The following is a 15729-nucleotide window of genomic DNA, read 5'->3' on the forward strand; positions in this document are numbered from 1 at the left end:
TATCAACGGCGAAAAAAAGCGGAAAAAGCCCTCGCTGCCCCGGACCGCATCCCCCCGGGGAGGTATGGGCAATGCATTTATTTTTTTTAATATTCCAGAAAAATCGAATCATCTGGACGTGCAACGGATTCACCGCCCCCCTTTGCTAAGCCTCCGGGTCCCTGGCCGCAAGGATGGTTTCGTCATCATAGACAGGGACAATGATCTGGCCGGGCTTCACCACAAGGAACCGCCCCTCGTCCCAGGGGCCTTCCAGAAGATCTGTCAGGAGCCGTTTGTCCCCTGTGATCTCGTCATACTCCCAGCCCTGCCAGCGGGCCGCATCCTTTGTCTTCTGGCGGGCTTCCGTGCTGTCTGTCATCCCCAGCTCAACAAAAGCGGCCCGCTTGTAATGGGCCACGGACTGTCGGTCCAGCTCGGCCAGGCGCTTTGCCTTTTTCTCCCCGTATTTTTCCGTGTAGTCCCGGATCAGCCTGGCATGGCGATCCGGTCCCCGGACCTCGCCCCCATCCACGCTGCCCGGCATATACCAGTAGGTGTCGGGGCGCTGGGCAAAGTGGCGGCGGTACCTCTCGGCAGACCCAAGGAACAGGGTCACGCAGTCATGGGCCCTGGGAATCACCAGGGGAATCGATCCGGCCCGGATCTCCGCAAGCCCTTTGCTGCAAAGGCCGTAGCCCAGGAGAATGACTTCATGGCTCTCGTCCACCCGGTCCACAGCCTCCTGAATGGCGGTGTGAAGGAGCTTCGGGGTGTCGTGCAGCCCCATCTCGATGAAGGACAAGGTGGTGTGATGCCGACACCGGGCGGCCAGGTGCGTGGCCTCCTCCGTCATCACGCTGCATCCGATAAACGCCTGTCTGCGGGGCGCAGGGGTATCCATATCCGGCCTCCCGGGTTCTTTGGAACCATTCAGATCCTAAAAAACACCCCCCGGCGGCTAGGTGTGCCACCTTGAGAGCAGGGTGCGACTGCGGTTTTCCCTTCGTTCCTAAGGGAAAACCACAGTCGCCTTTGATTCAGGTTAGCCTGAATTTGTTCTTAAAGCCTGTTTATCAAACGTTTCAAAAACTTGGCCACCGGCAGGGTCGCCGGAGGCATAAGCTGAACAGTTACCTTTTTTTTTAACCCTGTCCCCCCAGTCTGCCAGCCCGCCACCCGTGCTGCAAACAAAAAAGGCGTGCCCCTCAAGGAAGGCACGCCTTAAAAAATCGCCACACGGTCTGTGGGGTGTTTACTCGTCGGACAGGGACGGGTTGTCGTCTAAAAAGCGGTAGAGGGTCGCCCGGCCGACACCCAGAATACGGGCCGCCTTGGCCTTGTTCCCGCCGGTCTTGACCAGGGCCTCCCGAACGGAGGCATCCTCCAGCTTCCGGGTGGGGCCGCGTTTCACCGACTCTTCGCGCACCACACCGAGTTCCATGGGAAGGTCCGAGGGCACTATGGATTTTCCCTTGCACCGGACAATGGAGAACTGGACGGCGTTTTCAAGCTCACGGACGTTTCCGGGCCAGGTATACGCCACCATGCGGCTCATGGCCTCTTTGGAAAAATCAGGGGATTTACGCCCGTGGCGCGTGGTGCATTTGTCGAGAAAATGATCCACGAGAAGGGGGATGTCGTTGCGCCGTTCCCGCAAAGGGGGCAGGATAATGGGAATCACATTGAGGCGGTAGAAGAGGTCTTCACGGAACCGTCCGGCCTTCACCTCTTTTTTGAGGTCCTTGTTGGTGGCACTGATAATCCGGACGTTGGTGCTCAGGGTCTTTTCCCCCCCCACCTTTTCAAAGGTCCCCTCCTGGAGAAAACGCAGGAGCTTCACCTGCATCTCAAGGGAGAGTTCGGCCACCTCGTCCAGAAACACCGTGCCGCCCTCGGCCAGCTCAAAGCGTCCCTTCTTATCCCGGACCGCGCCGGAAAACGCACCCTTTACATGGCCGAAGAGTTCGCTCTCAATAAGATTTTCAGGAAGGGCCCCGCAGTTGATGGGGACAAAGGGGCCGCCGCCTCGCTGGCTTTCGTTGTGAATGGCCGCTGCCACCAGCTCCTTGCCCGTGCCGGTCTCTCCGAAAAGGTGCACGGGGAAATCGTACTCGGCCACGTCCCGCACCTGCTGGAACACATCGAGCATCTTGACGTCCCGCCCGATGATATTGGAAAAGCTCACCATCTCACCGGCACGCCTTCGCAGCTCAATGAGATCGGTGAGGTCCCGGAAGACGGCCAGCACCCCAAAGGGCTCCTCTGCGTCGTCCTTCATCATGGAGACGGTCATCTCCACGTTGCGGGTCTCCCCCGTGCGGGTCACGATGTTGGTTTGATAGGAGGTGGTTTCGGCCAGGTCCACGGATTCGCCGCAGAAGGAGCAACGGGCACCGCACAGGGGCCCGCCCAGGGCGTCGTGGCAATCCCTGCCGATGACGTTTTCCCGGGAGAATCCGGTGATGCGCTCGGCTTCACTGTTGAAGTAAAAAATCCTGCGCTGGAAATCATGGGCAACGATCCCGTCCCTGAGGTTATCGAGGATGCGCTCAAGGTTCTTGACGTTGCCGACTATGTTGTTCAATGACAATCCACTCATAATGAGCTTAGTTAGAATATTATGATAGGAAAGTCAATTGCCATCGCAAAGGGCCCGCGCCATCCTGCCTGCCGTGGGCCCATGCCTTTTCTCCCGGTCCCCTCAGACCGAGGTGACCGAGTACCCCGCCGCGGTGATGGCCCGTCTCACCCTCTCCACCACGCCGTCGTCCGCCACCTCGAAGGTGACGCTGGCCCCTTCGAGGCTCACCATCACGTTGTCGGTTCCGGACACGGCTTCCACGGCCCGGGTCACCGCGCCGGCACAATGCATGCAGTTCATGCCGGCCACTTTCAATTCACACCTTTCAGCCATCTTCTCCTCCTCACCCGGCGGCCCGTGAGCCCCCGGCAGCGATCAACGACCTGTCACGAAAACGCACCACCACCTCATGAAAGTCAGCCTCGGTAAAAAGCTTGGAAAATCGTTCTCCGCCTGTGCTGCGGGCCTTGTAGAAGGCTACGCAGTGACGGACAATTTCAAAGGCTGCCTCTTCATCGTAAATCCCAGGCAGCTCCATGGCAAGGCGCGGATGGCGACCCAGCCGCCCCCCCAGAAGAACCCGGAAACCCTTGCGAAACCCGGCCAGGGTCCCCGGCTTGCAGACCTTGACGCACCGGCCGCAGACCAGGCAGGCGCTCATGTCAAGGGCAGGCCCGGATTCGGAAAGGGCCACGGCCCCTTCCGCGCAGGCGGTCACGCAGGCACCGCACTGGGTGCACGGGGTCTCCGTCACGTCCGGCACCATGGCGCCGATGATGCAGATATCCCGGATCTGGGGTTGGGAACAGGCGTTGGGGCAGTCGGCAAAGGCCACACGCAGCTCATGGTGAAATTTGAGCTTGCCCCGCACCCGCTCTTCAAGAAACCCCCGGATGTCCTGGGCCTCAAGATAGGTCCTGACCTTCTCCTGGAGGCTTTTGCTTCCGCAGGCCTGCCTGGGGCAGCCCCCGTCGCCGAAACAGGCCTCCACCTGGAACCCGGCCACCTCGTCTTCCATTTTATTCAAAAAACGCGCCCGGGTCCGGTTGACCTCCTCAAGGGTCACCTCCCCGGCGCCTGACTCCCTTGCCTCATCCTCCACGCGGGCCTTCACCCGCTTCCTGACAAAAAACGGAACTTTCCTGATCGCTGTTTCAGCCTCTTTAGTCCACTTCATACGGAGTCCATTTCATTTCGCGGCAGCATCACAGCGCGCCGATGGTTTTCGGTTTTTTCACCACGGTAAGCAGCATCTTGAACGGGGTCAGGGCCTCAAGGGCATGGGGCACGTCCCTGGGCATCACCACCGACTCCCCGGCTCCCGCTTCCAGGAGGGTGCCGTCGATGTTGATCTTCACCCGGCCGTCCAGCACCTGCACCAGGGCATCTCCGGGGGCTGTGTGGGCACTGATCTCCTCGCCCTCGTCAAAGGCAAACAGGGTGATGACCACCCCGGGGGTGGTGGCAAGGGTCCGGCTCACCACCTGATTCGGCGCATAGGAGACCAGGTCTTTCATGACCACGGCACAGGACACCTCGATATTTTTCATCAGTTCGTCGCTCATACATTCAACTCCTTCGTCTGGTACACTCAGGCAAACGCCCCGCCTGTTGTCCCCTTATGTGGCCCGATCAACTGGGCTTCGTCCTCATGGATGGGTCGCCAATGAACCGTGTAGAGTCTCTCCTTGCCCACCATGGCCCCCTCGTTCAAGGTGGCCACATCCATGGTGGGCCCTTCGGGATAGTACTCCACCCAGAGCACCTTGTTCAAACGCAACCCGAACTCCTGACAGATGGATTGCGCAAAGTACTGAAAGTGATTTCGCACGTTGAACCCCTTGCCCGTATCGGCAAAGAGGCAAATCACCGGCTTGATATGAAACACCCCGTCCGGCGTGGTATCGGAAAGGTCGACAATCTTCACCCTGTAAGATCCGGGCCACCAGCTTACCGGCCGTTTTCCCGTGCTTGTCTTCCCCGACCAGGAGTAGATGCCGTCATATAAAATCATGTCTTTATCCTGCATGGGTTGTGCCGCGGGCCCTTGCAACCCGTGTCGGCAAATTCTCATCATACGGCGGGTTGCCTGGCTGATGCCGGACAACCCGTTTGCAACACCTCAACCGCGGGGCACAAAGGGGCTCGGGCCGCCCTTGCACCCCGAGGCTCATCAGGCCAATTCCCGCCGGGAAGCCATGTCCGTCAGCACGCGCTCCCGGGACTTGTCGATGCCCAGTTCTTTTCGTTTCTTGTCGATATGGGCCAGCATCATGGCCGCCATCTCGTAGGGGTCTTTGGTCACCCCCCACTTGCCCAGGCCCTGGTCTTCAAGGCCGCCGAAGAGGTGATCATGGAACTTGGTCTCCTTGACCGTGGGAAACCCCACCCCAAAGACCGTGAACACGCCGGAGGCCACAAAGTACTGGCCGATGGCCACCGCCTTCTCGCTCATCCACTCCGGGGCCGCACCGGCCACCGGCAGATCCGCGATGGAGTCCCCCAGGCCGCCCTGGTTCACCATGGCGGTGGCGGCGATGAGGATCCGGGTGTTGTCCACGCAGGACCCCAGGCCGAGGACCGGCGGCATGCCCACCGCCTCGCACACCTCCCGGAGGCCCGGCCCTGCAAGGACCGCCGCTTCGGGGACGGTGAGGCCCGCCTTGGCCAGGGCGATCTGGGAGCACCCGGTCTGGATCACCAGCACGTCGTTTTTGATGAGCTCCTTGACCAGCTCCACATGGACCCAGTCCTGTTTCACACGCGGATTCACGCACCCCACGACACCTGCCACCCCTCGGATGCGGCCGTTGATGATGTTGTCGTTCAAGGGGGCATAGCTGCTGCGGAAACTGCCGCCCAGCATGTAGTTGATGTACTCGTGGGAGAACCCGTGGATCCCCTTGTTGATGATCTGAGGGATCTCCACGTCCACCCCGCGGTCGGCAAACCGGGCGATGGCAAGGGTCACGATCTCGTCGGTGCACTCCCTGGGGGTGTGCTCCTCAAATTCGATATGACGGGCCCCTTCGATGTGGCAGCGGGGGTTGGTGGTGATGAGATGGGTCTTGTAAAATTCGGCGGTCTTGGCCAGCCCCTGCTGGATGCACTGGATATCCACGGCCATGGCATCCACGGCACCGGTTACCAGGACGGGCTCGGTGCTCATGAAGTTCCCGGCATGGGGCACGCCGTGGCGGGACATCATCTCCGCGCCGGAACAGCACATGCCCACCAGGTTGATGCCCTTGGCTCCCTTGTCCCGGGCGATCTGCACCAGGGAGGGGTCGCTCACCGACACCAGCATGGACTCAAAAAGGTTCGGCTCGTGGCCGTGGACGATGACGTTGACGTGGTCCTCCTTGAGCACCCCGAAGTTCACGTCGGCCTGGACCGGAGAGGGGGTCCCGAACATGATGTCCCCGAGCTCCGTGGCCACCATGGAGCCGCCCCAGCCGTCGGCCAGGGCTGCCTTGCTGATGGCCTTGGTGATGTTTTCGTAATGCTGGTCGCACCCCATGTGGGTCCGGCTCATGATGCCCATCACCTCGATCATGGCACCCCGGGGCACGATATCGAGCTTTCGCCAGGTTTCAAGGGTCTTTGCAGGCACGCGCTTGACAAAGGGGATCTCCCCTTCGGTCTGGGTGTAGGTCTTCTCCAGCTCGTCGGCCAGGGCCAGGGCCTTCTCCTGGATGGTCATGCCCTCGATCTCAAGACCCAGTTCGAGGCAGAGGGCCTCAAGCTTGTAAGGATCCTTGATGGTGTAATCGGTGATGGTGCCGTTGGCCACGCCCTTGAAGAGTTCAAGAACGGCCATGCCGTGGTCGTTGTGGGCGGCAGAGCCGGAGGCCACCATGCGGGCCAGGTTCCGGGACTGGATGGTGTCGATGGTGGCGCCGCACACCCCCACCTTGCCGTAGGGATCCCTTGCGTTCAGGCGACACGGCCCCATGTAACACATCTTGCAGCAGGCCGATTCCGCTCCGATGGGGCAGGGCTTCATCCCTGCGGCCCGGTCAAAGGCCACAACGACACCGTCCCTTCGCGCCTTCTCAAGCATGCGCCCTGTGGCTTCACATTGAGTCACATCTTTAATGGCGACGGCCTTCTTAACCGTCTTGTCCAATTTTTCCATAACTCTCTCCCCTGGGCGGCCGGCCGTTTCAGAGAGCGGGGATGGGACCTGGACGGGGGAGGCACGGCCACCGGATCTTGGTGTTGAGCCTGCTTCTGCAGGCCGATGGATTCGGGGGGACATGGAAATCAACAAGGATTGAACGGGAAGGCTGTTGCAGTCTCATGCAGCCAGTATCACTGACCGTTGTCATCTGTCATCGCCAAGACGGCCACAACCTCCGTATGTCCACGTTCATCGTTTCCGAGTCCCTGACATCATGTCTCATTCGAACTACAAACCAGATCGAGCGGATAAACAGGAGAGGCTCCATGGCCTCACCCGTGTCACCGATACGGAGATCTTACTGAAGTGACTGCATGATTCGTGCCGATGGGGTATGTTTCAGAATACCCCACCGGGATCATTTACACAATATGTCGATAAGGTGCCGGCCCCTATCCTTTGATGGTTCCGTCAAGAGCCACCACAACCACCTCGACGGGAACGTCGGCGCCGGACAACTCCAGGCCCTTTTTCACGATGGTGGGAAGCCCCGAACAGCAGGGGACTTCCATGATGAGTATGGTGACGCTCTTGACACCCGCCACGGAAAAAATGTCTCGGAACTTTTCAATGTAGCTCTGGGCGTCGTCGAATTTCGGGCAGCCCAGCATCACCTTGCGCCCTTTGAGGTACGTGGTGTGCAGATCCGGGTAAGAGACCGGCACGCAGTCGGCGGTCACCAGGAGATCCGCCCCCTTGAGAAAGGGTGCCGTGGGCGGAATGAGACGAATCTGTACCGGCCAGTGGGACAAAGCTGAGACACCGGACACCTGATCCTTGGGTACGTTGGCGCTTTGGCAGGCCGACGGGGCGGAAAAATTCATGAGGGCGGCCGAGGGGCATCCCCCGCCGGGTCCGGGCCCGGGCTGCGGCGCGCCTTTTTCCTTGCCTTCCCGGGAGGCCAGGTGGGCATGCACGGCTTCCTCGTCAAAGGCTTCGGCCTCACGGGTCACAATGTGCAGGGCGTCTTCGGGGCAGTCCCCGATGCAGGCCCCCAGCCCGTCGCAGAGCAGGTCCTTGATCACCTTGGCCTTGCCGTCGATGATCTCAATGGCCCCTTCGGCACAGGCCGGTACACAGAGCCCGCATCCGGTGCATTTTTCCTCATCGATTTCGATTATTTTTCTCATGATTTTCATGGTCATTCCCCTTATATAAGCAAGCCTTGGGTCTCGCATAGCGCGGCCGTTCCGGCAATGATACGTCAATATGGTCCGTCGTCACGGGCGAACAAGGACTCGGCGAGCCTCGTGTGCGGCCCCGGCGGTTTTCAACCGAAGGGCCAGCCCTTCCATAAAGGCCGCCTCACCCAGGGGCTCCCCCCCGCAGCGGTCCTCTTCATCGGCGATGTGGCAGGCATCCTGAAGGATCGCCCGGTTCACATCCCCCTCCTCCCCGGAGGAGAGCCCCTCAAGCAGGGACGTCACCTCGGTGACGAGCCCTTCCGGAGCGGCGATGGCTGCAAAAACCTCCCCGGCCTCTTGCCGGGAGAGCGCTGTCAGGTACGCCCCGCAGAGGAGCACGGCGAGATCCGCCCCCGCCTCCCGGGTCGCAATCTGTTCGGCGTGACCGGCCAGGCGTGCGGCCCGGCCGATCTTTGCAAAGTCTTTTCCACAGCGTTTTTTCACCTCCACGGCCACCCGGTCTTTGATCAGGTTCCGCTTCTCCGCCAGCAATTCAGGCGGCAGAGACCCAAGGCACGCATCGGCAAACTGGCAGTAGGAGGCGCACCCGAAATCGAGCTTCGGATTCACCAGCCGTTTTCCGCACCCCTTGCAGGTGCGCATGGTGTCGTCCTTGAAAAACTCCACCGTGGCTCCGCAATCGGGGCAGTCGGCCTCAAAGATGGCCCCATATCCCCAGTACTGGGTATCTTGGCCCGGACATTTCATGGCACACCCCCTTTGGTTCGGACGGGTTCCCACCCGTTGCCTTGTCAAGGCGCCCCACCCCTCATTCGGTGCGGGGCGCCTGTCAACGTTTGCCGATCAACTCTCGTGATCTTCCTTCGTCCCTTATCCCAGGGCGGCCTTCAGGTCATCTTCAACGGTGCCGGTGGGGGCGATGTTGAAATTTTCCACCAGAACGTTGAGGACATTGGGCGAAATAAAGGCCGGCAGGGAGGGCCCCAGTTTGATGTCCTTGATCCCCAGGTGAAGCAGGGAGAGCAGGATGACGCAGGCCTTCTGCTCGTACCAGGAGAGGATAAAGGAGAGGGGCAGGTCGTTCACCCCGCAGTCAAAGGCATCGGCGAGAGCCATGGCGATGCGTACGGCAGAGTAGGCGTCGTTGCACTGCCCCACGTCCAGGAGCCTGGGAATGCCGCCGATGTCGCCGAGTTTCTTGTCAAAGAAGCGGAACTTGCCGCAGGCCAGGGTGAGTACCACACAGTCCTGGGGAATCTGCTCCACCATGTCGGTGTAGTAGTTGCGTCCGGGCTTGGCGCCGTCGCATCCGCCCACCAGGAAGAAGTGGCGGATGGCCCCGCCCTTGACGGCGTCGATGATCTTGTCGGCCACGCCGAGGACGGCGTTTCGAGCAAACCCGACCATGACGGTGTCCTTATCGGTGTCCGCCGGGAAGCCTTCGGAGGCCAGGGCCTTTTCGATCACCGGGGTGAAGTCCTTGTCGTCGCCGATGTGGGAGACGCCGGGCCATCCCACCAGGCCGGTGGTGAAGATACGGTCGTTGTAAGTCTCTTTGGGCTTCTGGATGCAGTTGGTGGTCATGAGAATGGAGCCGGGAAAGGCGTCAAACTCTTTGGCCTGGTTCTGCCATGCCGTGCCGTAGTGGCCGTAAAAATGGTCGTACTTCTTCAGCTCCGGGTACCCGTGGCAGGGAAGCATCTCGCCGTGGGTGTAGATGTTGATGCCCTTGCCCTCGGTCTGCTTGAGCAGGAGGTCCAGGTCTTTGAGGTCGTGGCCGGAGACGAGGATCGCCTTGCCCGCCTTGGCGCCCAGGGGAACCACCGTGGGAACGGGATGACCGTAGGTTCCGGTGTTTCCGGCGTCCAGCAGCTCCATGGCGCGGATGTTGACCTCACCGCACTTGAGGCAGAGCCCCACCAGGTCGTTGACCCCCAGGGTGCTGTCCAGGGTGGCTGCAAGGGCTTCGTAAATAAAGGCAAAGACCGCAGGATCTTTCTGGCCGAGGATGGCCGCGTGGTCCGCGTAGGCAGCGAGCCCCTTGAGGCCGTAAACGAGAAGCTCACGCAAGGAGAGGATGTCTTCATCGAGGGTGGGGTCTGCCTTGATCCCCACGCCCTCACCCAGGGCAACCAGCTCGGCCTGGCTCTTCCCGGCACAGGTGCAGGAGGCCCCTTCAAGGCTGAGGCCGGTCTTCTCTTTGAGGGCCTTGGTGTATGCCTCGCACTCGGCGATGAGCTCCACAAAACGGGCCGGGTCAAAGTCCACGTTGGTCAGGGTAGAAAAAACGGCCTCACAGGTAAAAAGATCCATCTTCTCATCGCGGTGGCCCATCTCGGCGGCCTTTACCGCATACAGGGAGAGGCCCTTGAGGGCATGGATCAAAAGGTCCTGCAGGGCTGCAACCTCAGGCTGTTTTCCACAGACGCCTATCTTGGTACACCCGGTTCCCTTAGCCGTTTGCTCACACTGAAAACAAAACATGTTGGTCTCCTCGCTCTTTTTTTTGGTTGTTGTGTGTCTATCGGACCCGAGTCATGCCCGCCGGCACGTTCCTTCACCAGGCGTCAGGGTCATATATACGTTTTTATGCCGGAGAGCCCACCCCATAGCCTGCGGGGTGCTTTCTCCGTGTGTGACTCATACCTACCCCATCGCCCTGGCCCCGCGCCTTGACTTAGGTCAAGGAGCATGCAAAAACGATAAAAAATGTCTGAAACCATCAGCCCGAAAGAGATGTGACCCCATGTCCCAAAAGACCCCCGCCATTTTAGCGTCGGTGCCCCTGTTCAGCGGTCTGGAGCCTCATGATCTGGACCTCCTGGCCGGCCTGGCCCTTCAAAAAAACTACCGGAAAGGCGAACTCATCTTCTCCGACGGGGATCCCGGAGACGGTTTCTACATCGTCGCCCAGGGCCAGGTGAAGGTCTTCAAAGCCTCGGCAGAAGGCAAGGAGCAGATCCTCCACGTCTTCGGGCCCGGGGAACCCATCGGCGAAGTGGCCGTCTTTGCGGGCATCCCCTTTCCCGCCAGTGCGGCCGCGCTGGCAAAAAGCGTCCTGCTCTTTTTCCCCAGGGACGCCTTCATTCGCCTCATCGCCAAGGAACCCGCCCTTGCCATGAAGCTTCTGGCCGTGTTGTCCATGCGCCTCAAGCAGTTCACCGTCCAGGTGGAAAACCTCTCGTTGAAAGAGGTGCCGGGGCGCATCGCCTCCCACCTGCTCTTCCTTGCCGAAGAGCAGAGCAACCGGGACCGGGTGACCCTCACCATCTCCAAGGGCCAGCTGGCAAGCCTTCTGGGCACCATCCCCGAGACCCTCTCCCGGATCCAGGCCAAAATGGCCGCCGAGGGACTGATCCGGGTCTCCGGCCGGGAGATCACCCTGTTGGATATGGACCGCATTGAAGCCCTGGCAGAGAACGGCAAGCTATAGGCTTCGCCCTTCCTGACGTTTTCTATACGCAAGTTGCATGCCACAAAGAAAAGGGCGGCCCCGCATGCGGCACCGCCCTCGTTTCACCGGCTGGACCCGGAATCAAAGGGGCCCGGTGCTCATCACAGGACTCAACGGTTCAATTTTATTGGCCTTCATCCGGAAATCATACAGATCCTCCATGTCCTTGTAGACCTGGAAAATCTGGAAGAACCCGTGCCAGTGGGCGTAATCCGGCCCGCCCATGGCAGCGCCGTGACGTGCCCTGCGGCCCGTGTGGTGCCAGAGATAGTACATCAGCTCCTGGAACCCGTCTTTCCAGGGGTCGTCTTTTAAGAGCCCCTTGGCCTTCAGCCCCTCTTTCATGGCCACGGCCTTGTCCCAGTAGAGGTTGTAGAGTTCCACGGTGCTGTCCAGTGTGTCCCGCTGGGCCTTGATGTGGCTGGCTCCGTGGCAGTTGGCGCACACCTTCTTCATGAGCTCCTCACCCTTTTTCCCGTCTCCTCGAACCCCGCTTCGGATCTCGCTGCGCTGGTGCACCAGGTCCCACTTCAACCGCTCGTTGATGTTGTGGGTGGTGGCCAGCTCGCCGATACCGCTCATGTGGCAGGTGGCGCAGGTGGGGGCTGTGTAGTCCCCGGGCTCCCAGGTGTCCGGGGCGCTGTCCCACTCCCAGTCATCCCCGTGGGCAAGGAACATCTGCCCGTGCTTGCTCTCGATATAGATCTCGATGTTGGGATGATCCGGCCCCAGGTGGCAGCTGGCGCACGCCTCGGGCTTTCTGGCCTCGGCAATGGAAAATTTATGACGGGTATGGCAGACCGTGCAGTTGCCGATGGTGCCGTCCGGGTAACGGGTTCCCACCCCACCGGGCCAGGTCTCCTTGATGGGCTTCTTGTCGGGCCCCACCTCCACCTGGGTGCCGTGGCACATCTGGCAGCCGCTGGAGCGGGCGGCCCGGTTGGAAAAGGACCCCAGGGGGTTGCCCAGGAACTCGGCCCCTTCGTAGTGGTACATAAGCTTCAGGAACTTCTCGTTTTCGATAACCGGAGCCCCGGCCAGCTCGGCGTGGCCGCTCTTCTGGAACTGTTCCACCTCCACGGGGTGGCAGCGGCTGCAGGTCCCTGAAGACACCATGGGAGAAATATAGGTATCGGTTCCTTTGATGCCCTCACACTGGGACGCCATGGGGGACCGCTTGGCAACGGTGTGGCAGTCGTAGCACGAGACCCCGGCATGGGCCATCTTCCCAAGCTTCCACCCCTCCACCACCCCGGGGGTCTTGGCCGCATGGCATTCGATGCAGGCCAGGGCCTCCTGGCTGTATCCCCGGACGATCCTGAACTCTTTGGCCCCCAGGTCCGGGTAGCTGGTCTCCGCAGCCCCGTGGGCCACCGCCCCTGTCAAAAAAGCCATCACCCACAACAAAACCCGTCTGCCTGAAATCAACATGAACACCTCCTCCCATTGCTTGGGTTTGCATAAAAAGCGCCTTGTCTAATCCATGGGGAGCCAGCCACAGTCGTCACGTCTGAATGCGTGCCGGCCTGTGGTCAACACGGGATGCCACTCCGCCCCTGAAAGGGCCGGAGGAAACATATAAAAAAGGCCACCGTTGATTCGGTGGCCTTACATGGCCTTGCCTTGGGAAAAATAGCGTTCCGCCATATCCAGCATGTCCTTGTGCCCCACATGGGGGTGGCACTGGGTACAGGTTTTCTCGGTTTCGCCGCGCAGCTTGGCGCGGTGGGCCAGAAAGCCGCCCCGCCGCATGCCCGGCGGCGTCAGGTCCATGTGGCAGGACCGGCAGGCGCTGTCGAAGGTAAAGGACTGCCGGTGTTCCTCGGCGTTGGCGGCCCAGTCAAAGGTATAGGGATCGATGAAAAAGTTGTGGTAATAGTCGCTGGCACCGGTTTTGGCCTTGACGACAAGGTATTGGATGTAGCTGTCATGGGGCAGGTGGCAGTCCACACACTGGGCCACCACCCCCCTTGGGTTGGTGCCGCCATGCACGGACGCCCGCCAGGCGTCTCGAAAGGGATTCATGTAATGGCACCGGACACAGAACGTATCGGTGTTGGTGGACTCGATCATAAACCCTGAGGCAAGCACAAGAAGCACCGTCGCGACAATGCCGAAGCCTGCTCCCCATCCCAGGATTTTCAGAGGGGTTTTTCCCTTGAGCCACGCGGGTCGGGTCATACCGTGCCTCCTTCATGCATGTCACCGGCAACGCAACCGCCCGGGTTACAGGGCGTCACGACCGGTCTTTCCGTGGGTTCAAAATAAATGGCGGACGCATTGAGAACACCGGGGGAGCCAAAGGGACGACACCACCGGCAGAAGAAGAAAACCGGCACCGAGAGCAAAGGAGACACACACCAAACGATCGGGGCGGTCTATCTCAGGAAGAGAAAGAGGAGGTGAAGGAAGCCGGTTGAGGCATGATTCATAATCATTTTGAAAATTTATACTTTTTCCGATTTTTTTTCAAGGAGAAGTTCTCCTTCTCCTCATGCCGCCCCGAAGAGGTCCGGCCTGCCCTTTTCAGGAAACGATCTCCGGGGCTCAAAAAAAAACACCTGCTCCCTTGTACCGGATGTACCGGGGAAGCAGGTGTCTCAACGTCGGGGGATCGGCGGGGCACGCCAGGATCTAAATCAGCGTTCCCCGCACCCGGGCAGCTTACTTGCCGTTGGCAAGAAGACGGCCGGAAAGAAGCTTGATGTGCTTCATCTCTTCTTTGATGATGTCGTCGATGCGGGCTTTGCCGCGGCTGCCGGAGACCATGTCCTTCATGCCGAGGTAAAACACGATGGAGTCTTTCTCCGCAGTGATGGCGCCCTTGAGGATGCCGGCCATGGAGGAGAGGTCCATGGCCTTGTCGTAGAACACACGGGTGTCGGCAAGGGCCTTGAGATACTGGGCCGCTTCCCCTTCGGGATCGAAGGTTACCTCGGCTTTGTCATCTTCGCTCAGCTCTTTGCGCAGGCCGGCAAAGGTCACTTCATGGTCGTCTTCCATGGCGGCCAGCTCGACAAGAAAGCTTTTATCGTCAGCGTTGGTTACAGCCTCGGCAGCATCGCGGTAGTATTTGGCGCCGTTGCGTTCAATCTGCTCTGCCATTTCGAAAATTTCGTCTGCATTAAAACCCAGGCCCATCTCTTTTCTCCTTATGGTAAAATGATAACGTGTTAGGGACGAAGCACTTAATCCGTTAACAACCCGATGGTGCGTCCGCTACATATCTGGTCTATTCCATTCACATGGGCTCCCGGCTCTGGAATCACGCTCCGGCCGGGTACCGGCCCCTCAACCACAGTGTCCAATCAAAATTCGTGCCACCCGGTCAGGGCATTCAAATGCCTCCCCCATCACCTTGGGGAAACAAGGCATCCAAAGGGCCCAATATTCCGTCATTTAGCTGGTCCTGTTTCAGACACATATATAATTCCTATCCCCGACAAGTCAAGTCAGGGGACTATTTTTCAAGGCCACCCCTGTCTTTGGTGCCTTTCGCCGGATCGGAACCCACAGATCCCCGTCGATGAATCAGACAACGCCCCACCTGTTCCATTCATTAGAAAAATGAGACATTTCTCCCCTCCGGGACTTTCCGGAGACTGGTGATTCGCCTTACGAGGCGACCAGGGAGGGCCGGGCAGAGCTGCCAACCTTCCTGAAATACCGAAGAAAGCCGTCCCGCATCACGTCAGGGCGACCCCTGTCTCACGGCAATACGAGACAGATCCGTCTCCAAACGCCCCTCGGCGCCCCCCTACCGTCCGGCCCCATCCCTTCGAGATCGCAGCAAAAAAATCAATTTCCCTTTGCACCGGACCCCATTAAGCCGTATGATTCCCCTGTCGGGCAAACGGACAGGCCCCTGCTGGTTTCCCCCGCCGGTCCGCACCGCGTAACGGTATGTTTATTTGATTGAGCCCTGATGAGTACCCGTGTCCCTTTCATGCACACACACCTTTGGCATATGTTTTGCTTTTCTTCTTGCAACCGGTTCTCCGAACCCGTTTCGACCCTGATTGAATGCAGCGGCACAGCGGCCCCGACCAAGACCCTGCTGCGCCGGCACACAATGAACGATGGTCCAAGAGCCACTTTAAAAGGAGGCACCCATGAACACCACCCAACATTGTCCCGGGCATGAGCCCTTCAAGAGCATTCAACCCATCGAAGTGACCTGCAAAAAATGCGGCACCGTCAACGAGGTCTTCTCCGACGAAGTGGAAAAGACCCATACCTGCCGCTCATGCAAAGAGATTCTGGACGTAAAAAAGGCCACGCGTTAACGGTGTGCCCGCAGACAGACCGACCCGGTGATGGCTTCGCATTCCGTCTGTCCCCGTAAGAGGACAGTGGTACGGCGGAGCCGTCGCTGTTGATGGAT

General features: G+C 59.8%; 15 protein-coding genes. 2 read left to right on the plus strand and 13 right to left on the minus strand.

The window, feature by feature from the left end; translation table 11 throughout:
- Nucleotides 1-145: 145 nt before the first annotated feature.
- The 10 genes from BLQ12_RS02205 to hcp all read right to left on the minus strand — a co-directional run bounded on the left by BLQ12_RS02205 (nt 146) and on the right by hcp (nt 10375).
- Nucleotides 146-883, minus strand: coding sequence for a DUF1638 domain-containing protein (locus BLQ12_RS02205; RefSeq protein ID WP_092207743.1), 738 nt, complete (start codon nt 881-883; stop codon nt 146-148).
- Nucleotides 884-1234: 351 nt separating this feature from the next.
- The gene (locus BLQ12_RS02210; protein ID WP_226860021.1) at nt 1235-2566 is read right to left on the minus strand and encodes a sigma-54 interaction domain-containing protein; all 1332 of its coding nucleotides are present in this window, start codon (nt 2564-2566) and stop codon (nt 1235-1237) included.
- A gap of 117 nt (nt 2567-2683) precedes the next feature.
- On the minus strand, nt 2684-2896 hold the full coding sequence (locus tag BLQ12_RS02215; RefSeq protein ID WP_092207747.1) for a heavy-metal-associated domain-containing protein: 213 nt from the start codon (nt 2894-2896) through the stop codon (nt 2684-2686).
- A 10-nt stretch (nt 2897-2906) separates the two neighbouring features.
- Nucleotides 2907-3740 carry a 4Fe-4S dicluster domain-containing protein gene (locus tag BLQ12_RS02220; protein WP_092207749.1) on the minus strand — a complete coding sequence of 278 codons (834 nt, stop codon included), beginning with the start codon at nt 3738-3740 and terminating at the stop codon, nt 2907-2909.
- 28 nt (nt 3741-3768) lie between these two features.
- Nucleotides 3769-4128 (minus strand): cupin domain-containing protein, encoded by a 360-nt coding sequence (locus tag BLQ12_RS02225; protein WP_092207751.1) that lies wholly within the window; start codon nt 4126-4128, stop codon nt 3769-3771.
- 26 nt (nt 4129-4154) lie between these two features.
- Nucleotides 4155-4577 (minus strand): hypothetical protein, encoded by a 423-nt coding sequence (locus BLQ12_RS02230; RefSeq protein WP_092207753.1) that lies wholly within the window; start codon nt 4575-4577, stop codon nt 4155-4157.
- 159 nt (nt 4578-4736) lie between these two features.
- Complete coding sequence (gene cooS, locus BLQ12_RS02235; RefSeq protein WP_092207755.1) at nt 4737-6701, minus strand: anaerobic carbon-monoxide dehydrogenase catalytic subunit; 1965 nt, start codon at nt 6699-6701, stop codon at nt 4737-4739.
- A 437-nt stretch (nt 6702-7138) separates the two neighbouring features.
- Nucleotides 7139-7885, minus strand: a complete 747-nt coding sequence (locus BLQ12_RS02240; protein WP_092207757.1) for an ATP-binding protein — start codon at nt 7883-7885, stop codon at nt 7139-7141.
- Nucleotides 7886-7966: 81 nt separating this feature from the next.
- Complete coding sequence (locus BLQ12_RS02245) at nt 7967-8638, minus strand: hypothetical protein (protein ID WP_092207759.1); 672 nt, start codon at nt 8636-8638, stop codon at nt 7967-7969.
- 123 nt (nt 8639-8761) lie between these two features.
- Nucleotides 8762-10375, minus strand: a complete 1614-nt coding sequence (gene hcp, locus BLQ12_RS02250) for a hydroxylamine reductase (RefSeq protein ID WP_092207761.1) — start codon at nt 10373-10375, stop codon at nt 8762-8764.
- Nucleotides 10376-10637: 262 nt separating this feature from the next.
- On the opposite strand from hcp, the gene BLQ12_RS02255 reads away from it, so the two are divergent.
- Nucleotides 10638-11324: a Crp/Fnr family transcriptional regulator gene (locus BLQ12_RS02255; RefSeq protein ID WP_092207763.1), complete on the plus strand. Its 687-nt coding sequence runs from the start codon at nt 10638-10640 to the stop codon at nt 11322-11324.
- Between the two features lie 102 nt (nt 11325-11426).
- On the opposite strand, the gene BLQ12_RS02260 is transcribed toward BLQ12_RS02255, so the two are convergent.
- From BLQ12_RS02260 to BLQ12_RS02270, 3 genes are all read right to left on the minus strand, one after another.
- Nucleotides 11427-12776 carry a multiheme c-type cytochrome gene (locus BLQ12_RS02260; RefSeq protein WP_092207765.1) on the minus strand — a complete coding sequence of 450 codons (1350 nt, stop codon included), beginning with the start codon at nt 12774-12776 and terminating at the stop codon, nt 11427-11429.
- A 177-nt stretch (nt 12777-12953) separates the two neighbouring features.
- Nucleotides 12954-13526: a cytochrome c3 family protein gene (locus BLQ12_RS02265; protein ID WP_092207767.1), complete on the minus strand. Its 573-nt coding sequence runs from the start codon at nt 13524-13526 to the stop codon at nt 12954-12956.
- Nucleotides 13527-14009: 483 nt separating this feature from the next.
- Nucleotides 14010-14486, minus strand: a complete 477-nt coding sequence (locus tag BLQ12_RS02270) for a ferritin-like domain-containing protein (protein WP_092207769.1) — start codon at nt 14484-14486, stop codon at nt 14010-14012.
- 971 nt (nt 14487-15457) lie between these two features.
- Between BLQ12_RS02270 and BLQ12_RS27260 the strand changes: the two genes are divergently transcribed.
- Nucleotides 15458-15631: a hypothetical protein gene (locus BLQ12_RS27260; RefSeq protein ID WP_175469439.1), complete on the plus strand. Its 174-nt coding sequence runs from the start codon at nt 15458-15460 to the stop codon at nt 15629-15631.
- Nucleotides 15632-15729: the final 98 nt, after the last annotated feature.

The organism is Desulfoluna spongiiphila (assembly GCF_900101345.1).
Lineage (GTDB): Bacteria > Desulfobacterota > Desulfobacteria > Desulfobacterales > Desulfolunaceae > Desulfoluna > Desulfoluna spongiiphila.

Coding starts and splice junctions, on each gene's coding strand:
- hcp (WP_092207761.1), bottom strand. CDS start 10,375: ATGTTTTGTTTTCAGTGTGAGCAAACGGCTAAGGGAACCGGGTGTACC.
- cooS (WP_092207755.1), bottom strand. CDS start 6,701: ATGGAAAAATTGGACAAGACGGTTAAGAAGGCCGTCGCCATTAAAGAT.
- BLQ12_RS02220 (WP_092207749.1), bottom strand. CDS start 3,740: ATGAAGTGGACTAAAGAGGCTGAAACAGCGATCAGGAAAGTTCCGTTT.
- BLQ12_RS02215 (WP_092207747.1), bottom strand. CDS start 2,896: ATGGCTGAAAGGTGTGAATTGAAAGTGGCCGGCATGAACTGCATGCAT.
- BLQ12_RS02265 (WP_092207767.1), bottom strand. CDS start 13,526: ATGACCCGACCCGCGTGGCTCAAGGGAAAAACCCCTCTGAAAATCCTG.
- BLQ12_RS02225 (WP_092207751.1), bottom strand. CDS start 4,128: ATGAGCGACGAACTGATGAAAAATATCGAGGTGTCCTGTGCCGTGGTC.
- BLQ12_RS02240 (WP_092207757.1), bottom strand. CDS start 7,885: ATGAAAATCATGAGAAAAATAATCGAAATCGATGAGGAAAAATGCACC.
- BLQ12_RS27260 (WP_175469439.1), top strand. CDS start 15,458: ATGAACACCACCCAACATTGTCCCGGGCATGAGCCCTTCAAGAGCATT.
- BLQ12_RS02230 (WP_092207753.1), bottom strand. CDS start 4,577: ATGATTTTATATGACGGCATCTACTCCTGGTCGGGGAAGACAAGCACG.
- BLQ12_RS02260 (WP_092207765.1), bottom strand. CDS start 12,776: ATGTTGATTTCAGGCAGACGGGTTTTGTTGTGGGTGATGGCTTTTTTG.
- BLQ12_RS02205 (WP_092207743.1), bottom strand. CDS start 883: ATGGATACCCCTGCGCCCCGCAGACAGGCGTTTATCGGATGCAGCGTG.
- BLQ12_RS02270 (WP_092207769.1), bottom strand. CDS start 14,486: ATGGGCCTGGGTTTTAATGCAGACGAAATTTTCGAAATGGCAGAGCAG.
- BLQ12_RS02245 (WP_092207759.1), bottom strand. CDS start 8,638: ATGAAATGTCCGGGCCAAGATACCCAGTACTGGGGATATGGGGCCATC.
- BLQ12_RS02255 (WP_092207763.1), top strand. CDS start 10,638: ATGTCCCAAAAGACCCCCGCCATTTTAGCGTCGGTGCCCCTGTTCAGC.